Genomic DNA, 16,434 nt, shown 5'->3' with positions numbered 1-16,434 from the left:
CGATCGCGTTTGAGCCAGTCGTCGAGGACATCAAAGATGCCTCTTTCGGTCTGGGCGCGTCCGACTGCGATTGTCATTGCGGTAAAATCCTTTTGCTTGTTAAAAGACCAAGGTTTCTAATTAAAGTTAACATAACTATATATTAGAAGTTCATAATTTTTCAACATAATTAGCAGGAGTTGATACACAATGCCGATCGGTCGATCGCGATCTCGTCAGCGAAGCGTGACACTCGGTGGGCTAATTGAATTAAGATTTGGCTTTAAGGCTGTTTAATTTTATGACTGCAAAAACAATGACCTCGATCGATCCTGTCCTGCGCTACCCGGTTTTGGGCTCCCGCCGCTTCAGCAATTACTGGTGGGCGACGGTGGTCAGCATTGGAGGGACTGGTTTCCTGCTGTCGGGCATTTCCAGTTACTTGCACGTTAACCTGCTGCCTTTTGCTGACCCGACTCAGCTTGTTTTCATCCCCCAAGGCATTGCGATGGGTTTCTACGGTGTCTGTGGCGTGCTTTTGGCGCTTTACCTGTGGCTGACTATTCTCTGGGATGTCGGTGGCGGTTACAACGAGTTCGATCGACAAACTGGTAACATTCGGATCTTTCGCTGGGGTTTTCCCGGCAAAAACCGCAAAGTTGATTTTAATTGCAAGACATCGGAGGTGCAATCTGTGCGGGTGGACATTAAAGAAGGTCTCAATCCCCGCCGCAGTATTTATCTTAAGCTCAAAGACCGCCGTCAGTTTCCCCTGACTAGAGTCGGACAGCCGATTGCTTTGTCTGAAGTGGAAAATCAAGCGGCCGAATTGGCTCGATTTTTGCAAGTTCCCCTAGAAGGACTTTAGGGATTTGCGATTGGCGATTTTAGATTTGAGATTGGTAATGTCTCGTAGGGTGCGCCGGGCCGCGCACCTTACCTACCTGGTAAGTGAAAAAGATCGATCTGCGAGTAAGCCCGTTACCAATTTTTGAATCTATCAATTAACCATACTTCAATAGTCCGGACAGTTTTTGGAACCACACTACAAGCTTACGCGGGGCAAGGATCATAATAAAGTCGAATTAAATGCCCCGTCAGGGGTGGATCGGACATTGATTTAATTATCCACAGGGGCTGCGAAGTCCTACAGAATAAGCCATTGGGCCATATAAAAACTGTCCGGACTATTGATACTTGCGAAAGTTTTTGATTGCAAACCGTAGAATAAGGGTTTCAAGGCTCCAAGGCCAGTTCGCTATCAAAGGAAAATCGCTGGTTTTAGACTACGAACTAAAAACAGTCCGGACTATTGAATTAAAATCTTTAGTTGCAAAGTCCGTAATTGACTCAAAGTCAGAAACCTCAGCCTAAAGGCGTGAGGCTTGAAAGAGAAATCTAACAGGCCATTCTGACCAGACTAAGCTTTAAATAGCTACGTTATTTAGGTGACGACACCCTGGGATGCGAAGCTAGTCCCTTGCTCTGTCGCTAGTGGTTAAACAGTCTTAAGGTCACGCTCGACAGTGCTGCTAGCCTAACAAGCCTTTATAACTTTGTCGAAGCTAACTTTACCCCAGAAATGGGAGTTTGGGGCAACCATTCCCCAAAAATCGGAGAGGTTGCATAAAATTCCCTCTCCGACCCCGAAAGGGTATTTAATTCAATGTAAAGCCGTCCTATAAGGACGGGGCTTCAGACCCAGTTTTTTGGTGAAAATACAAATGCAAATGCAAATCAAAATTCAGCGGTGGTTGTTCTCACTTTTAATAATTGGGGCGTTGTTTGTCGGAGGATGCAGTAGTTCCCCTGTGGCAAACTCGACTCCGACATCGAATCCGGCGTCGGGTGAAAATATTTCTTTGTCTCCTTCTCCTTCTCCTGCTGCTGTAGCGGCGAGTTCGCAATTTAGCAATTTGCCACGCTTGGAAGGAAAAGCAACGGTGGTGATGACGGTTAAAGGTGCTCCAATTACGATCGAACTCGACGGCACAAATGCGCCAATTACTGCGGGCAATTTTGTCGATTTGGTTCAGAAAGGAGTCTACGACGGGCTGGTATTTCACCGAGTCGTGCGGGAACCTCAGCCTTTTGTAGTTCAGGGCGGCGACCCCCAGGGTAAAGACCCTAAATTCCCTACAGCGCGACTGGGAACTGGCGGTTTTATTGACCCGAAAACTACTGTAGAACGCAGGATTCCTCTGGAAATTAAAGCTAAAGGTGCTGCCAATCCGACTTACAGCGCGACGCTAGAAGAAGCTGGGGTTAAGGAGAAACCCGTGTTGATGCACAGTCGCGGGGCTGTTGCGATGGCTCGATCGCAGAGTCCTGATTCGGCTTCTTCTCAGTTTTACTTTACTTTGACCGATGTACCATTTTTGGACGGTAGCTATGCAGTTTTTGGGTACGTCAAGCAAGGCATGGATGTGATTGATAAGATTGAAGCAGGCGATCGCATTGATAAGGCTACGGTTACTCAGGGTTTGGAAAATTTTAAGGCTGTTCAGTAGTCGGTAGTCAGTTGGCAGTTGGCAGTTGGCAGTTGGCAGTTGTCATTTGAGAAACAACTGCCTTCTACTTTCTACTTTTTGCTAAAAGCAAGCCTTTTACTTATGGATGTTGTTGTTACGGGAATTGGTCTTGTTTCGGCTTTAGGTACTCTGGATGATGGCTGGAAAAGATTGTTGTCCGGGAAGTCGGGAATTCGACAACATCAACCTTTTCTGAAAATTGAGCCGCAACCTTTGGCTTTAATTGGCGCAAAACCTGCGGATTTAATAACTTTAATTCGGCAGGTTTTAGCAGATGCTTTGCAAGATGCTAATTTGACTTTGCCTTTGCCAGATTGCGGGATTGTGATCGGTTCTAGCCGAGGTTTCCAGGCAAATTTGGAACAGTTGGCTAGCGAAGGAAGAAGGAAGAAGGAAGAGGGAAGTTCGGCAACGGATTCTGTAACGGATGTAACGGATGTCAGTCCGATGTCCGTCGGAAGAAGGAAGAAGGAAGAGGAAAGAGAATTCTCAATTACCGATTCGCAATGCCCAATTCCCCATGCCCAATTCCCCATGCCCAATTCCCAATTCCCAATTCCCAATTCTCAATTCGTGAATTTTTTGCCTCACATGGGGGCGATCGCAGCGGCGAGGGCAATTGGCTCGACGGGGCCGGTACTGGCGCCGATGGCTGCTTGTGCGACGGGTATTTGGTCGATCGCCCGCGCTGTTGATTTAATCCGCACGGGTGAGTGTCAGCGGGCGATCGCAGGTGCTGTGGAAGCGCCTATCACACCGCTGACTCTGGCTGGATTTAGCCGGATGGGTGCTTTGGCAAACACTGGGTGCTATCCCTTTGATGAAAATCGGGAAGGCTTTGTGCTCGGTGAAGGCGGGGCTTTATTTGTCTTAGAATCGGCCGAGTTGGCAAGGCGTCGTGGTGCTAAAATTTACGGTCGAGTTTCCGGTTTTGGCTTGACAAATGATGCTTGCCATGCTAATGCGCCGGAGCTGGGGGGAGAAAGTGCGATCGCGGCGGTAAATCAATGTTTGAAACGCAGTAATTTAGCGGCGATTGATATAGATTTTATTCATGCTCACGGTACTGCAACTGAGTTGAATGACCGACACGAAGCACTGTTAATTGAGAAGTTATTTCACCCAGGAATTGCTGTTAGTTCGACTAAGGGGGCTACGGGTCATACTTTGGGAGCTTCGGGAGCTTTGGGCGTGGCTTTTTGTTTGATGAGTATTAAATATCAGATGTTGCCGCCTTGCGTGGGAATGAAAAAACCGGGGTTTGAATTAGACTTTGTTCGCTGTGCGCGATCGGCTATTGTCAGAAATACGGTTTGTTTAAGTTTTGGCTTTGGGGGGCAGAATGCTGCGATCGTTTTATCGGGCGATCGTTAATTTTTGTAAACGGGGTCGATCGGCATTTAAATTACACGATCTCTCTACAGTTAAAATCTTCTGAGGTGGCCGGAGAACTCTCCCACGTCCAATTTAAATCTCAAAAATAGTACAATATTTATGTATTTTAGTCAATTAACTGAGAACTTTGGTGAGATTGCTGGTGCTGCTGTCCTAGTCTGGCTCTACATCCCGACGCTGATCCTTGCGTCACAGCCTGGGAGGCTAGAAAAGACACCCAGATTAAAGCAGTATTGTATTTTATTAACGCACTGATGCTGATCAGCGAAAATAGAAAAAAGAAACTGTTTAAATTAAGGCTCAGGTATTTTCACATGGATCTAGCATCTCATCGATTTATGTCTTATTTTGAACCAGAGCAAGCTGCTCACCTTTGCCAAATAGCTATTTTGGAGAGTTTTGCTCAGGAAACGCTGGTTTTTGAAGAAGGAGAAACAGCGGATTTTTTATATCTAGTTTTAGAAGGTAAAGTCGAGTTTAGCAAGCGGCTTGACAATCATAAATATCAAACTGTTGCTGTGGCTAACCCAGACGATTATTTTGGCGAACTCGGAGTTTTAGACGGAGAGCCACGCAGTGCTAGAGCTGTGGCAGTTGCAGGATCGACTTTAGCCAAAATAGGCCGTGAAGAACTAATAACAACTCTCCAGTTTGCTAAAGGCAGTTCGGTACTGCAAATGTTTAGTTTCATTACTAAAAATTTACGGGAGACCACGGATCAATATGTGAGCCAGTTGGTACACAAACAAAAAATGGTATTGGTAGGAGAAATGGTGAGTACAATTATTCACGATTTCAAAAGTCCTTTTACCGGAATTAAACTCTCCACAGAAATGCTCAAAGAAATGCACGAAGATGAGGAAACTCAGGAGTGGTGCGAACTTATTCAGTTGCAGGTTCATCGAATGTTGGGGATGGCTGAAGAAGTATTAGAATTTTCGCGAGGTAAGTCTGTATTCAATAAGAAACCCGTTAATTTAATTCAGACGTTGCAGCAGTTTGAAAAGTTGAACAGAGTTTATTGTGAAGCAGCAAAAGTAGATTTAGCAGTACGGGTGACAGAAGTAATAGTGGAAGCGGATGAAAATAAGATTTTGCGAGTTTTACAAAATTTAGTTGGAAATGCTGTTGAGGCTTTTGGCGGAAGAGGGGGTCGGGTGGAGATTGCGGTGACACAAAATGAGGAATGGGCAGAAATTAGCATTTACGATAACGGCCCCGGCATTCCGCCGACAATTAAGGAAAAGTTATTTGAACCGTTTGTAACTTATGGCAAGCGGACTGGTACTGGGTTGGGAACGGCAATTGTTAAATCGATCGTTGAGGCTCACAAAGGGGAAATTACTTATGAGTCGGAGGACGGAAAAGGCACAACTTTTTACATTCGCTTGCCAAAAATCAGGGATTTAGGAGATCAAATTTAAGTAGGTTGGAAGATATATACTTAGGAGTTTTTCACTAAGGGTCAGAGACTTGGTTGAGGAGTAGATATCGTGTTATAAAACAATATTTTTCTAAGAAATCGGCTGGAAGAACGTAAGTCCTAATACTGTGTAGCGACTTGGAGAATCAAGTATAATTAAATTAACGAACTGCTAAAAATTTGATGCCAGTTACTATTCAAACCTTACCCACAGAAGTTATCAATTTAATTGCCGCCGGCGAAGTGATTGACTCGATCGCCGCAGCGGTAAGAGAATTAGTTGAAAATTCTCTGGATGCTGGCGCAACTCGCATCGTTGTTTCTGTCTGGCCCGAACAGTGGCGGGTGCAAGTTGCAGATAATGGTACAGGAATGGATCTGGAAAATTTGCAGCAGGCGGCTTCGCCTCACAGTACGAGCAAAATTACCACTGAAGCTGACCTTTACAAAATTGATACTTTGGGATTTCGTGGGGAAGCTTTGCACAGTTTAGCTCAGTTGGGCTGTTTGGAGGTTTTGAGCCGATCGAATGATTTGGGATTGGGGGATTTTTCGGAAAATCGAGAGTCGGCGCCAACCCCCGCCAAATCTTCCTTTAACAAGGGGGGAGGTGAAAATGCTCGATCGGGCTGGCGGGTGGTTTACAACAACGCGGGCGTGGCTGTGGAGGTGGAAACAGCAGCGATCGCTCCGGGTACGGTGGTGACTGTTGATAATTTGTTTGGCAATTGGCCTGTGCGCCGCAGTTTTTTGTCGCCAGCACAGCAAATGCGATCGATCCAATCAATCATTCAGCAAATTGCTATTTGTCACCCGCACGTTAATTGGCAGTTGCGTCAAGGAAATACGCCTTGTTTGCACGTAACTCCTGGTAGCACAGCGGAACAACTTTTACCTCAATTTGTGCGCGGTGTGCGATCGAGCGATTTGCAGTATTTAAAGTTAGATTTGCCTGCAAGTCCTGCAAATAATAAAGCAGCAAATTTATTTGTAGAAACTCAACTTGTTGGTGCTACAGTTAAGCCTAATTACCAATTCCCAGTTGCTACTTCCCAATGCCCAATTCCCAATTCCCAGTTTTTAGAATTAGTAATTGGTTTGCCCGATCGCTGTCACCGCAGGCGACCTGATTGGGTGAAAGTTGGGGTAAATCGGCGAGTTGTGCGATCGCCCGAATTAGAGCAAACTATTCTCAGCGCCTTTGCCCGCACTTGTCCGCGCGATCGCTATCCCGTGTGTTTTGTCCACCTGCAAATCTCCCCTTCGGAAATCGACTGGAATCGCCACCCGGCTAAGGTTGAAATTTATCTGCATGATCCGAGTTTTTGGCAAGCACAAGTTAGCGCGGCAATTACTCGTGCTTTGCATTTGAATGATGAAGTTTTGCCACCTGCCCCAATTCCCGATCGAGTGGGAAAATTGCTGAAGGCATCGGAACAAAAAAGTGCTTACAGTGTCGGGATTTCGGCTAGGCAGAATGATGAAGGCGGCGAACAGGAAAAAGCTAATAAAATAGGATTGATGGAATTGAGAGCGATCGCTCAAGTTCACAATACTTACATTGTTGCCGAACATTCCAGCGGAATGTGGTTGGTGGAACAACACATCGCTCACGAGCGGGTTTTATACGAGCAGTTGTGCGCGGCTTGGCAGCTAAAATGTCTAGAAAAACCAGTAATTCTCAGTCAATTATCTGCACTGCAAATTGAGAATTTATCCCGCTTGGGTTTGGAAGTAGAAAGTTTTGGCGAACAGCTATGGGCCGCCCGCGAAGTTCCTGAATTGTTAGCCGATCGAGATGACTGTGCGGATGCGCTTTTTGAACTCAGTAAAGTCGCAGATTTACAAGCGGCTCAAGTTGCGACTGCTTGCCGTAGTGCTATGCGAAACGGTACTCCTTTGAGTCTTTCCCAAATGCAAAATTTGTTGGATGAATGGCAGCAAACTCGTAATCCGCGCACTTGTCCTCACGGCCGCCCTATCTATTTTGCTTTGGAAGAATCGACTCTGGCTCGGATTTTTCGCCGCAGTTGGGTGATTGGTAAAAGTCATGGGATTTGAAGGTTAAAAGTTAAGCTGTAAGGTGCGCGTTACATACAAGACTGTTTTTTTTGAGCCGCAGAGGGCGCAGAGAACGCAGAGAGGAAGAGAAGAGAGATGTTTTTAATATTTTTTTGGGCAACTGGATATTCGTATAAAATGTCAATTAAAATCAAATAAATCATAAATATGGATTTTCCGATCGCCCGACAACTCTTTTATCGAGAAATAAATCAGCCGGATGGCTCGATCGACCTGGCGAAAGCTGCTCTTTACATGGCTTTGGAAGAATACCCAAATTTAGAGCCAGAGGAGTATCTAAATGCTCTCGACACGATCGCAGATGAAGTGCGCTCACGCCTGCCGGCACAGAATTATCCGCTGCGGATTATTCAAACTATTAACGGCTATTTATACGGGGAGTTGCAGTTTGCCGGCAATGATGTTGATTATTACGACCCCGGCAATAGCTTTTTGAATGAAGTGATCGATCGGCGTACTGGTATTCCGATATCTTTATCTTTGGTTTATTTGGAGGTTGCTAAGCGCATTGATTTTCCGATGGTGGGAATTGGGATGCCGGGACATTTTTTAATTAGACCGGATTTTGAAGATGCTGGCATTTTTGTTGATGCGTTTAACGGCGGCGAGATATTGTTTCCTGAAGATTGTCAAGCCCGACTTTCTCAAATTTACGGTCAACCTATGGAGTTGCAGACGACTTTTCTCGCCCCGGTAAGTCGCCGACATTTGTTGGCGCGAATGCTGGGAAATCTGAAGGCGATTTACTTGCAACAGGGAGATGCTGTCAGGGTACTCTTGGCGATCGAACGGATTTTGCTGCTGTTTCCCGATGCGCTAGGGGAACGGCGCGATCGCGGAATTCTCTATTATCAACTGGGACGCTTGGTAGAAGCGCGCCACGATTTGGAACTATACCTGAGAAATGCTCCGAATGCTCCTGATGCTGCTAGAATTCGCCAATTGGTCGATCGGCTCGATCGGGATCTTTGAACTTAAATTCGCTATATGTCGCACACCACACTATCAGACATAAAAGTGACACTCAATAAACTGCTGCCTGACGACCAAATTTCGCTTTTATCCTTTTTGCCAAGGTATCTAAAATTTGGCAAACAATTAACTATAACATATTAATTGTCAATTAACACCTATCTTTTGATAGGTTGAATTTGCTTGACTTGACTGTAAGATCATAGGTCATTTACGGACATCCCGATTCGACTTTCCCGACTGATATCCACACTGATATCCACACTGATATCCGCACAGACGAGCGATCTAAAAAGTATTTTGACGTAAAGAGGCACAAACTCATGAACTTTCAGTTTGAACAACGTTATCTCAACGCCATGCAACCGCTGTCAGCCCATTTAACCAAAAGAATGTCAAAGTCTTTATCATTAGGTTTGGCGCTTTTGCTGGGAACAAGTGCAGTATTCCTAAGCAGCGGCAAAGCCTTTGCATTAGATAATGTTACCGTAAAATACGGTGCTGTTGACGTAACATTACCGATGAGCGACTTGCAAAGCTTTGCACAAAATGGCCAAGCATCATCTCAACTGCAAAGCGTTCTGAGTCTTGCGAAACAAACTCCAGAGTCGGTACGCGAAATATTAACCCGAGAAGTGCCTTTAGATTCCCAATTAGTAGCGCGACTAGCAAGCACTTATTTTGGGGAAATTGTTTTCAAACAATTGGGCGAGGTTGCTTATGCGCCGACTGCTAGGCTTCAAAGCGTACCCGCACTGCGCGATGCTTTAGTCGCAGCTTCCAAAGATGGCAAAATATCGCTGATTGAAGTGATGCAAAATTACAGTCCTGCTGCCTTAGAAGTTGACGGCAATCAAGCGATGGTTATCTACGAACGAGTGATTAAAGATGTGCAAGATTTGCAAGCTTTGTATCAGAATTCCCCGGCTTTGCAAAATACGGCTAACCAAGCCGTGAATTCGGCGAGAGAAATGATTTGTCAGCCCAATCCATCGGGAAGTGCGAAATAAATAACTGAAGTTAGAGGGAAGGGGTAACGGGGAATTGGGAATTGGGAATTGGTGTTTTTTTTCCTATTAGCTCTAGCTTTCAGCTATTAGCAATTACTCATGATCCCTTACCAATTATTCGGCTACGCAAGGGTAAAAGTTCCCAATTACCCCTTATCTATTACCCCTTACCCATTCTTTGAGATAGTTGCTCTGCTACCCGCTTGAGTCGGCGGAGTTGGTCTTTCATATCTTTTTCTGTCCAAGGGGCTGCAAAGCGATTGAAACCAAATCTAATTAAACGATTGGGAATTTGAAATTCAAAGCGGTTAATCAAGAGAGTTCCTTGGATTTGCGGCTGGCATTCCCAACGATCGCATCCTTTGAAAAATCCGTCAAACCCCCACACAATTAAACCTGGTTGTCGCTCCAACACAACACTCTCTAAAGAGGGTTGCAAAACAGGAATTTTTATGATAAATAAGCTGCGACTTCCTACGGCAGTATCCCATTCGCCCTGGGGATCGCAGCGTAGCAGGGGATTGAGCCACTTGTGCATTAAAGTGCGATCGACTATACATTGCTCCACCAGAGTAGCAGCAGCGCGAATTTCAATGGATTGCTCGAAAACTTGACGAATTGACATGAGAACCTGCAACAAGGAGGGTATTACAAAACTTTGCTTACTTGATAGTCCTTTATTTACTTGTAACGTCAATTTTTCCAGAAATTAAAAGATTGACACACTCATAAATACAGTGTATCATCTTGAAATAAAGTATATATACTGATTATGGAGTTAGTCGAAAGGCACATCATTAAACCAAATCATAGGTTTTATCGAGAAGCCGATAGACTTTCTTTGCTGTGCAAAAATCTTTACAATAGCGCTAACTACATCTACAGTCAAAAGTTTTTCGCTAGCCAACAAACAAACGCTCTGGCTGTTTATCACGCCCTCAAAACAAGTCCTGATTACAAAGCACTGCCCGCAAAATTAGCACAAAGCACGATCGGCTTAGTCATCAAAGCATGGACTAGCTACTATTTGGGAGTGCGAAACTATCAGGAAGACAGCACTAAATTTAAAACCGCACCGAAAATTCCTCATTATAAAGGTTCAAGAGAACGAAAAAGAGAGGAGGGGCGCTATGTAGTTGTATTTAATTGTCAAGCTGTCAGGAAAAGAGCCTTAAAAAAAGGATATGCTCGTACCTCTGGGACTAATATTTGGTTGCCCTCAAAAGTCACCTTGATTCTACAAATCCGGATTGTTCCCAAAGTAGGTTGTTATGTTGTCCAGGTGCTCTATGAAAAGTTAGAACAGCCTTTACAAGTTAATCAGAGAGTAGCTGCCATAGATTTAGGATTAAACAATCTGGCAACATTAACCTACAATGTTCCTGGGTTAGTACCGACAATCTACGAGGGACGGGGTGTTAAGTCAAGAAACCAATACTGCAATCAAGTTTCATCGGCATTGAAATCATTGCTGCCCGTAGCGAATCAAACCAATAAAAAACTCGCCCAATTGTGGCACAAGCGTAACTGTAAAGTGGATTACTACCTCCACAGGACGAGTTCCGCAATTATTAAAGAACTCGTTAATCATCAAATTGGCTTGCTGGGTATAGGCTGGAACCATGATTTTAAAGATGGGATTAATACTGGTAAGGTTAATAATCAAAATTTTGCCTGTATTCCCCATTACCGGTTGGTGCAAACGTTGCAGTACCAAGGACAACTTGCGGGAATTCAAGTGGTGTTAGTTGAGGAAAGTTACACCTCCAAATGTTCAGCTTTGGATTTGGAACCAATTCAACAACATTCCGACTACATTGGCAGTAGGGTAAAAAGAGGATTGTTCAGAACCAAAACTGGACGCTTCATAAATGCCGATGTCAACGGTTGTTTGAATATTGCCCCAAAAGCAGTCGGAGATGGGTTGCTCCCAAATTCGATTGAGGGTTTTGTAGTTAACCCAGTACATTAAAAGTGTACAAACATTAAATTTAGGCGATCTCTAGATTTTTTGGAACTATTATTAAAGTTTCGTCTTCTCCTTGTCAAATGTGACGTTAACCTGAGAAAAAAATGAATGAAACTTGGCAAGAAATAACTAGACCCATATCGGGCCCAATAGCGGCTTTGTCCGATCGCATTTTGGCCCAGGCCCAGCCCGGGAATGCCCTGACAGATGCGGAACGCGGAATTAACAATTTCCTTCAGGGCTCAAACATTGAAAATCTCCTCTGGGCCATTGGTATCCTGCTCATTGGCTTGATAGTATCAGCCCTCGTCTCTTCTGTAGTCGGGGGATTGCTCAAGAAGACTACGATCGACAACCGATTGGCTGCTTGGATTACCGGTCGCCCGGAAGGAACTGGAACCCCGCAAGTGGAAAAATGGATTTCCGCAGCGGTTTTCTGGATCATTTTTATTTTTTTCCTAGTTGCGTTTTTCAATCGGCTGAATCTAACGGCTGTCTCGCAACCCCTCAATACTTTTCTCAATCAAATTGCTGGTGCTTTGCCGAAGTTAGCCAAGGCGCTAATTTTCCTGGGCATTGCTTGGGTGCTGGCGACTATCGCCAAATTGGCTTTATCCCGCGCGATGCGGACTTTTAGCGTGGACGAGCGCTTGAATCAGCAGGTGGGCACGACGCCAAGCGAGAGTCCTTTGCTGCTGAGCGATACTCTGGCGAATGCGCTTTACTGGTTCATTTTTCTGCTGTTTTTGCCACTGATTCTCGAATCGCTGGAATTGCAGAATGCTCTGCTGCCGGTTAATAATTTGCTCAATCAAATTTTGGCGGCAATTCCGAAAATTCTGGAAGCTGTGCTGATTGGGTTTGTGGGCTGGCTGTTGGCTATGGTGGTGCGGCGGATTGTCACGAATCTGTTGGCTGCTGCTGGGGCGGACGGTTTGGGCGCTCGGTTTGGAATTTCGCGGACTTCGGGCGGACAATCTCTGTCGTGGATTGTCGGTACGATCGTCTATGTTTTGATTTTGATTCCAACGGCGATCGCAGCTCTGAACGCTTTGGACATTCAGGCGATTTCGCAGCCTGCTGTCGCGATGCTCAACGACATTTTGGGCGCGGTTCCCAAAATCTTCACAGCAGTCCTGATTCTGGCGCTTGCTTACATTTTGGGGCGCTGGGTAGGCGATTTGGTTACTAATATCCTGACCGGAATTGGCTTCAACAATGTCTTTTCTTGGTTGGGGGTGCAGCCACCGAAACAGTCGCTGAGGCTACCGCCAAGTTCGATCGATCCGGACGCAACAATTCTTCAGGAACCGGAAATTCCCGCCCGCACGCCTTCTGAGTTTGTCGGCATCGTGGTGCAGGTGGGCATCATGCTGTTTGCTGTGGTGGCGGCTACCGATGTGCTACGGATTCCAGCGCTGACGGCGATTGTTAGCGGTATTGTCCTGGTTGCAGGTCGGGTGCTGGCCGGTTTGGTGGTATTTGCGATCGGCTTGTATTTGGCGAATCTGGCGTTTAGTTTGATTGCCAGTTCTGGAACTCGTCAAGCGCGGCTTTTGGGCCAAGCGGCTCGGATTGCGATTATTGCCTTTGTTTCGGCCTTGGCGCTGCAACAGATGGGCATTGGCAGCGATATTGTGAATTTGGCTTTCGGGCTGCTGCTTGGGGCGATCGCAGTTGGCATTGCTCTAGCTTTTGGTTTGGGCGGGCGCGAGATTGCGGCCGACCAAATTCGCGAATTGTTAGCGTCGTTTAAACAAGATAAGACGCCGCGTTTGTAATTGTATAAAATGGCGTTTGTCAAGTACAAACGCCATTTTTTTATATTTTTTATTAAATAAGTGAATTGCTCGACTGCTTGAATGGCGTTAATCACCTTTTGATGCAGGTCGTAACTATAAGCTTTTGGCAGATCTTATACCATTTTTTTAAAGATGTGATAGAGTTGGGTAAAAAGTAAACGAGAGAATTACAATGTCTGGTCGTCCTCATATAAAGATTACCGAATCTGTAGAAAGTTTGCGAGAACTACTCAAACAACAAAAAAAGTCCTAGCTTATAACAAAGTCCAAATGCTTTATTTATTTCAGTCTAAGCAAGTAGAAACTGTGCGAGAAGGATCGGCAGTTTTAGGTAAAAGTGAGGCAACTATTCATCGCTGGCTCTTTCAATATAAAGAGGGCGGTCTGGAAAATTTGTTAAAAAATCGGCAGGTTTTTGGGCGCCCCAAAAAGTTTTCAGTTGAAGTAGCAGCGACCTTGCAACAAGAGTTGAGAGACCCTGAATGATTTCAGAGGCCTGCTAGAAGTTCCTCTCTGTCTCTGGTTGATTAAAGGAATAGCCAGTTACACTGCTGTATATTATTTAGTTAAGCTGTCGCGCATTTAAATTGTATATTCAGGGCGGGCGGGACGCCCACCCCACAAGACGGGGAATTGTTTTTTAACACACAATTTAAATGTAGAACAGCTTAGAGGGAATTAAAAAGTAAATTAAAAATTCCAATACATTGCAGTATTTTTCAGAAATCTACGGCACTTAATGAAGTTTAAAATAACTTGCATCAACAGATAAAAGCTTGACTATACAAAGCTTTACCTCAAGTAAACAAATATAAAAAAGTCACTTATTGGTGTAGTGATAAACGATAGGCTAGGACTACATACAATTCGTCTGCGCCTGAAAGCGTCAGGCGTAAAGCCATCGGGAAGCACCAATGGAAATTTGAGTATTTTTGGCTGTATGGGGCAGTATCGATCGCAACGGGAAATTTTTTTGGGAGTTTTTGTATTGAGACAAAGTTTGTTTTCAAGCATATTTACAACTTTTGTCAATACAATATCCTCATGAATTACACATCATTCAAGTTGATAACGCACGACTCTCATAATTTAGGCTCATCTAAATTACCAGACAATATCATTTTACTATTTCAGCCTCCGGCTTGTCCGTCCGTAAATCCCACAGAAAGAGTGTGGGAATATCTGACAAATTTTTTAGCTTGGTCGGTGTTTAGTAATCTAAACGAACTCCGCATAAAAGTCCAGGAAGTTTTGGTATCCTTTAGCGATCGTGTTATTGGTTTTCTCACCGGATGGTCTTGGATTTTACATTCTTTATCTCTATCACATCTTTAAAAAAATGGTATAACTCTTTGTCAATGTTCGGGGCAGCTTTTGGTGGCGATGACAATTTGCTCGTCCGCCGCAGTTCATGGCTCCGCTGTACGATCGGCTGGCGCCCAAAATTGATTGTCAAAATGCTATACTCAAAATCCGAAAATAGTTGTACAATGTTTTTATAGTCGTTTTTTACCGCTCCGCCCCCAAAGTGAAAGAAGGTGAAAGCAAGTAAAAAACACTAAGCGCGGGCGTAATTCAGTGGTAGAATGTCAGCTTCCCATGCTGAACGTCGTGGGTTCGAGTCCCACCGTCCGCTTGCGCGAACAGTATTTAAAACCCTTGATAAATCAAGGGTTTTGGCGTTTCTAGGGCTTGTTCTTTGTGGTTGCACAGGATGTTTTTGGAGACAAATACAGGGTTTTTGAGGGCTGTTTGGAGACAATTTGGAGACAAAATTAGAGACAATCAAGTGCCTAGCTCTGCCAATACGTCCAGCACAGTTTCCATATCCGCCAAATCAGCCCTCGACTTTTTGCGTGGTGCTTTTAACCCAGATTCCGCACCTCTACTAGACGTATGGGTCATGGTAAAATTTCAAAAGCGACAGGACAACGTTAGCCCTTTGGAGACAATTTGGAGACAATTGGGAGACCACACGGGATACAAAAATCAGCTCCGAGGATGTAACCCTTTGCCAGTATCGGGTTCCATGAGTGATGCTTACCTCTTTCGCTGAACCTCGTGGGTTCGAGTCCCACCGTCCGCTTTGACTGAATTTTCATATAATTTAATTATGAAAATTAATTACTCTTATCCATTCCATATATGGCTTATTTTTTAACCGCTGCTTTATATAAGTTCGTTGAACTACCTGATTTTGCTGAGCTGAAAGCACCGCTAATCGATTGTTGCAACAACAACAACGTCAAAGGCACTATCTTGCTGGCCCAAGAAGGCATTAATGGCACGATTGCTGGCTCGTCCGAGGGCGTACACGCAGTGCTGGCATTCTTGCGTAGTGACCCGCGTTTTGCGGATCTGGTACACAAGGAATCTTTCTCGGAAAAAGCACCTTTTTACCGCCTGAAAATACGCTTGAAGCGCGAAATAGTCACGATGGGGGTACCGGACATTAATCCCCGCCTCATGGCTGGCAAATATGTTAAGCCTGATGAGTGGAATAAGCTGCTTGACGATCCCGATGTTGTGGTGGTTGATGTGCGTAATGACTTCGAGGTATCTATGGGTACTTTTGAAGGCGCTATTAATCCAAAAACAAAAAGCTTTTCCGAGTTACCTGAATGGGTGCTGCGGGAAACTGCTTTACGCAATAAACCCAAGGTGGCAATGTTTTGCACGGGTGGTATTCGCTGCGAGAAATCTACTGCTTTTTTGCGTAGTCAAGGTTTTGAGGAAGTCTATCATCTCGAAGGCGGAATTTTAAAATATTTGGAAACGGTGCCGGAATCAGAAAGTCGTTGGGAAGGTGAATGTTTTGTCTTTGATGAACGGGTTTCTGTTGGTCAGGACTTAAAGCCTGGAAACTATGAACTTTGTCGCGGTTGTCGTCACCCGATTAGTCAGGAAGATAAGGCTTCTGAATTATTTGTGCTTGGTGTGAGTTGTCCTCATTGTCATGACTCAAAAACTGAAACCAAAAAAGAAGCTTTATATGAACGTCAACGTCAGATTGAGCTTGCTAAGCGTCGCAACCAAGTACATATAGGCGCGCGCTACGATGCGAAGGAAAAAGTAGATGGTGCGATCGACTAATATTATTATTCACTAAGCTTAAAGAAACCCCGTTTCTACGAAAAATCTTGTTTAGCGACTAGAAATCTACGAATAAACGGGGTTTCTGACCCAAAAACCCGATCGCGCGATCGACTAATTATATCAATTCCGGCTGCATCGGAATGATATCAAATCCCCGCTTCATCGTCCTGATCAA

At 44.7% G+C, this 16,434-nt stretch carries 13 protein-coding genes and 1 tRNA gene; 13 read left to right on the top strand and 1 reads right to left on the bottom strand.

Going from position 1 to position 16,434, the window contains the following annotated elements; translation table 11 throughout:
- The first annotated feature begins 280 nt into the window (after nt 1-280).
- The 7 genes from QUA83_RS04890 (at nt 281) to QUA83_RS04860 (ending at nt 9,392) form a co-directional block, all read left to right on the top strand.
- Complete coding sequence (locus QUA83_RS04890) at nt 281-847, top strand: photosystem I assembly protein Ycf4 (RefSeq protein ID WP_333102535.1); 567 nt, start codon at nt 281-283, stop codon at nt 845-847.
- Nucleotides 848-1,703: 856 nt separating this feature from the next.
- On the top strand, nt 1,704-2,489 hold the full coding sequence (locus tag QUA83_RS04885; protein WP_445301762.1) for a peptidylprolyl isomerase: 786 nt from the start codon (nt 1,704-1,706) through the stop codon (nt 2,487-2,489).
- A 102-nt stretch (nt 2,490-2,591) separates the two neighbouring features.
- The gene (locus QUA83_RS04880; protein WP_333291904.1) at nt 2,592-3,884 is read left to right on the top strand and encodes a beta-ketoacyl-ACP synthase; all 1,293 of its coding nucleotides are present in this window, start codon (nt 2,592-2,594) and stop codon (nt 3,882-3,884) included.
- A 335-nt stretch (nt 3,885-4,219) separates the two neighbouring features.
- Complete coding sequence (locus QUA83_RS04875; RefSeq protein ID WP_333291903.1) at nt 4,220-5,329, top strand: ATP-binding protein; 1,110 nt, start codon at nt 4,220-4,222, stop codon at nt 5,327-5,329.
- Between the two features lie 182 nt (nt 5,330-5,511).
- Nucleotides 5,512-7,389, top strand: a complete 1,878-nt coding sequence (gene mutL, locus QUA83_RS04870) for a DNA mismatch repair endonuclease MutL (protein ID WP_333291902.1) — start codon at nt 5,512-5,514, stop codon at nt 7,387-7,389.
- Between the two features lie 168 nt (nt 7,390-7,557).
- Nucleotides 7,558-8,382, top strand: a complete 825-nt coding sequence (locus tag QUA83_RS04865; RefSeq protein WP_333291901.1) for a transglutaminase family protein — start codon at nt 7,558-7,560, stop codon at nt 8,380-8,382.
- Between the two features lie 323 nt (nt 8,383-8,705).
- Nucleotides 8,706-9,392, top strand: coding sequence for an alpha/beta hydrolase (locus tag QUA83_RS04860; RefSeq protein ID WP_333291900.1), 687 nt, complete (start codon nt 8,706-8,708; stop codon nt 9,390-9,392).
- A 160-nt stretch (nt 9,393-9,552) separates the two neighbouring features.
- Here QUA83_RS04860 and QUA83_RS04855 read toward each other — a convergent pair whose 3' ends face one another.
- Nucleotides 9,553-10,017: an SRPBCC family protein gene (locus tag QUA83_RS04855; RefSeq protein WP_333057572.1), complete on the bottom strand. Its 465-nt coding sequence runs from the start codon at nt 10,015-10,017 to the stop codon at nt 9,553-9,555.
- 147 nt (nt 10,018-10,164) lie between these two features.
- On the opposite strand from QUA83_RS04855, the gene QUA83_RS04850 reads away from it, so the two are divergent.
- The 6 genes from QUA83_RS04850 (at nt 10,165) to trhO (ending at nt 16,256) form a co-directional block, all read left to right on the top strand.
- Nucleotides 10,165-11,364 (top strand): transposase, encoded by a 1,200-nt coding sequence (locus QUA83_RS04850; RefSeq protein WP_333291899.1) that lies wholly within the window; start codon nt 10,165-10,167, stop codon nt 11,362-11,364.
- Between the two features lie 101 nt (nt 11,365-11,465).
- Nucleotides 11,466-13,142, top strand: coding sequence for a mechanosensitive ion channel (locus tag QUA83_RS04845; RefSeq protein WP_333291898.1), 1,677 nt, complete (start codon nt 11,466-11,468; stop codon nt 13,140-13,142).
- Nucleotides 13,143-13,433: 291 nt separating this feature from the next.
- Nucleotides 13,434-13,649 (top strand): hypothetical protein, encoded by a 216-nt coding sequence (locus QUA83_RS04840; RefSeq protein ID WP_333291896.1) that lies wholly within the window; start codon nt 13,434-13,436, stop codon nt 13,647-13,649.
- 558 nt (nt 13,650-14,207) lie between these two features.
- On the top strand, nt 14,208-14,498 hold the full coding sequence (locus QUA83_RS04835) for a hypothetical protein (protein ID WP_333291895.1): 291 nt from the start codon (nt 14,208-14,210) through the stop codon (nt 14,496-14,498).
- Nucleotides 14,499-14,727: 229 nt separating this feature from the next.
- Nucleotides 14,728-14,799, top strand: a tRNA-Gly gene (locus tag QUA83_RS04830).
- 509 nt (nt 14,800-15,308) lie between these two features.
- Nucleotides 15,309-16,256: an oxygen-dependent tRNA uridine(34) hydroxylase TrhO gene (gene trhO, locus QUA83_RS04825; RefSeq protein WP_333291894.1), complete on the top strand. Its 948-nt coding sequence runs from the start codon at nt 15,309-15,311 to the stop codon at nt 16,254-16,256.
- Nucleotides 16,257-16,434: the final 178 nt, after the last annotated feature.

The sequence above is a fragment of the Microcoleus sp. K1-B1 genome (assembly GCF_036704705.1).
Classification (GTDB): Bacteria; Cyanobacteriota; Cyanobacteriia; order Cyanobacteriales; family Microcoleaceae; genus Microcoleus.
Note: the sequence above shows the minus strand (reverse complement) of the source record. Positions and strands in the feature narration are given on the sequence as shown.

Coding starts and splice junctions, on each gene's coding strand:
- QUA83_RS04890 (WP_333102535.1), top strand. CDS start 281: ATGACTGCAAAAACAATGACCTCGATCGATCCTGTCCTGCGCTACCCG.
- QUA83_RS04885 (WP_445301762.1), top strand. CDS start 1,704: ATGCAAATGCAAATCAAAATTCAGCGGTGGTTGTTCTCACTTTTAATA.
- QUA83_RS04880 (WP_333291904.1), top strand. CDS start 2,592: ATGGATGTTGTTGTTACGGGAATTGGTCTTGTTTCGGCTTTAGGTACT.
- QUA83_RS04875 (WP_333291903.1), top strand. CDS start 4,220: ATGGATCTAGCATCTCATCGATTTATGTCTTATTTTGAACCAGAGCAA.
- mutL (WP_333291902.1), top strand. CDS start 5,512: ATGCCAGTTACTATTCAAACCTTACCCACAGAAGTTATCAATTTAATT.
- QUA83_RS04865 (WP_333291901.1), top strand. CDS start 7,558: ATGGATTTTCCGATCGCCCGACAACTCTTTTATCGAGAAATAAATCAG.
- QUA83_RS04860 (WP_333291900.1), top strand. CDS start 8,706: ATGAACTTTCAGTTTGAACAACGTTATCTCAACGCCATGCAACCGCTG.
- QUA83_RS04855 (WP_333057572.1), bottom strand. CDS start 10,017: ATGTCAATTCGTCAAGTTTTCGAGCAATCCATTGAAATTCGCGCTGCT.
- QUA83_RS04850 (WP_333291899.1), top strand. CDS start 10,165: ATGGAGTTAGTCGAAAGGCACATCATTAAACCAAATCATAGGTTTTAT.
- QUA83_RS04845 (WP_333291898.1), top strand. CDS start 11,466: ATGAATGAAACTTGGCAAGAAATAACTAGACCCATATCGGGCCCAATA.
- QUA83_RS04840 (WP_333291896.1), top strand. CDS start 13,434: ATGCTTTATTTATTTCAGTCTAAGCAAGTAGAAACTGTGCGAGAAGGA.
- QUA83_RS04835 (WP_333291895.1), top strand. CDS start 14,208: ATGAATTACACATCATTCAAGTTGATAACGCACGACTCTCATAATTTA.
- trhO (WP_333291894.1), top strand. CDS start 15,309: ATGGCTTATTTTTTAACCGCTGCTTTATATAAGTTCGTTGAACTACCT.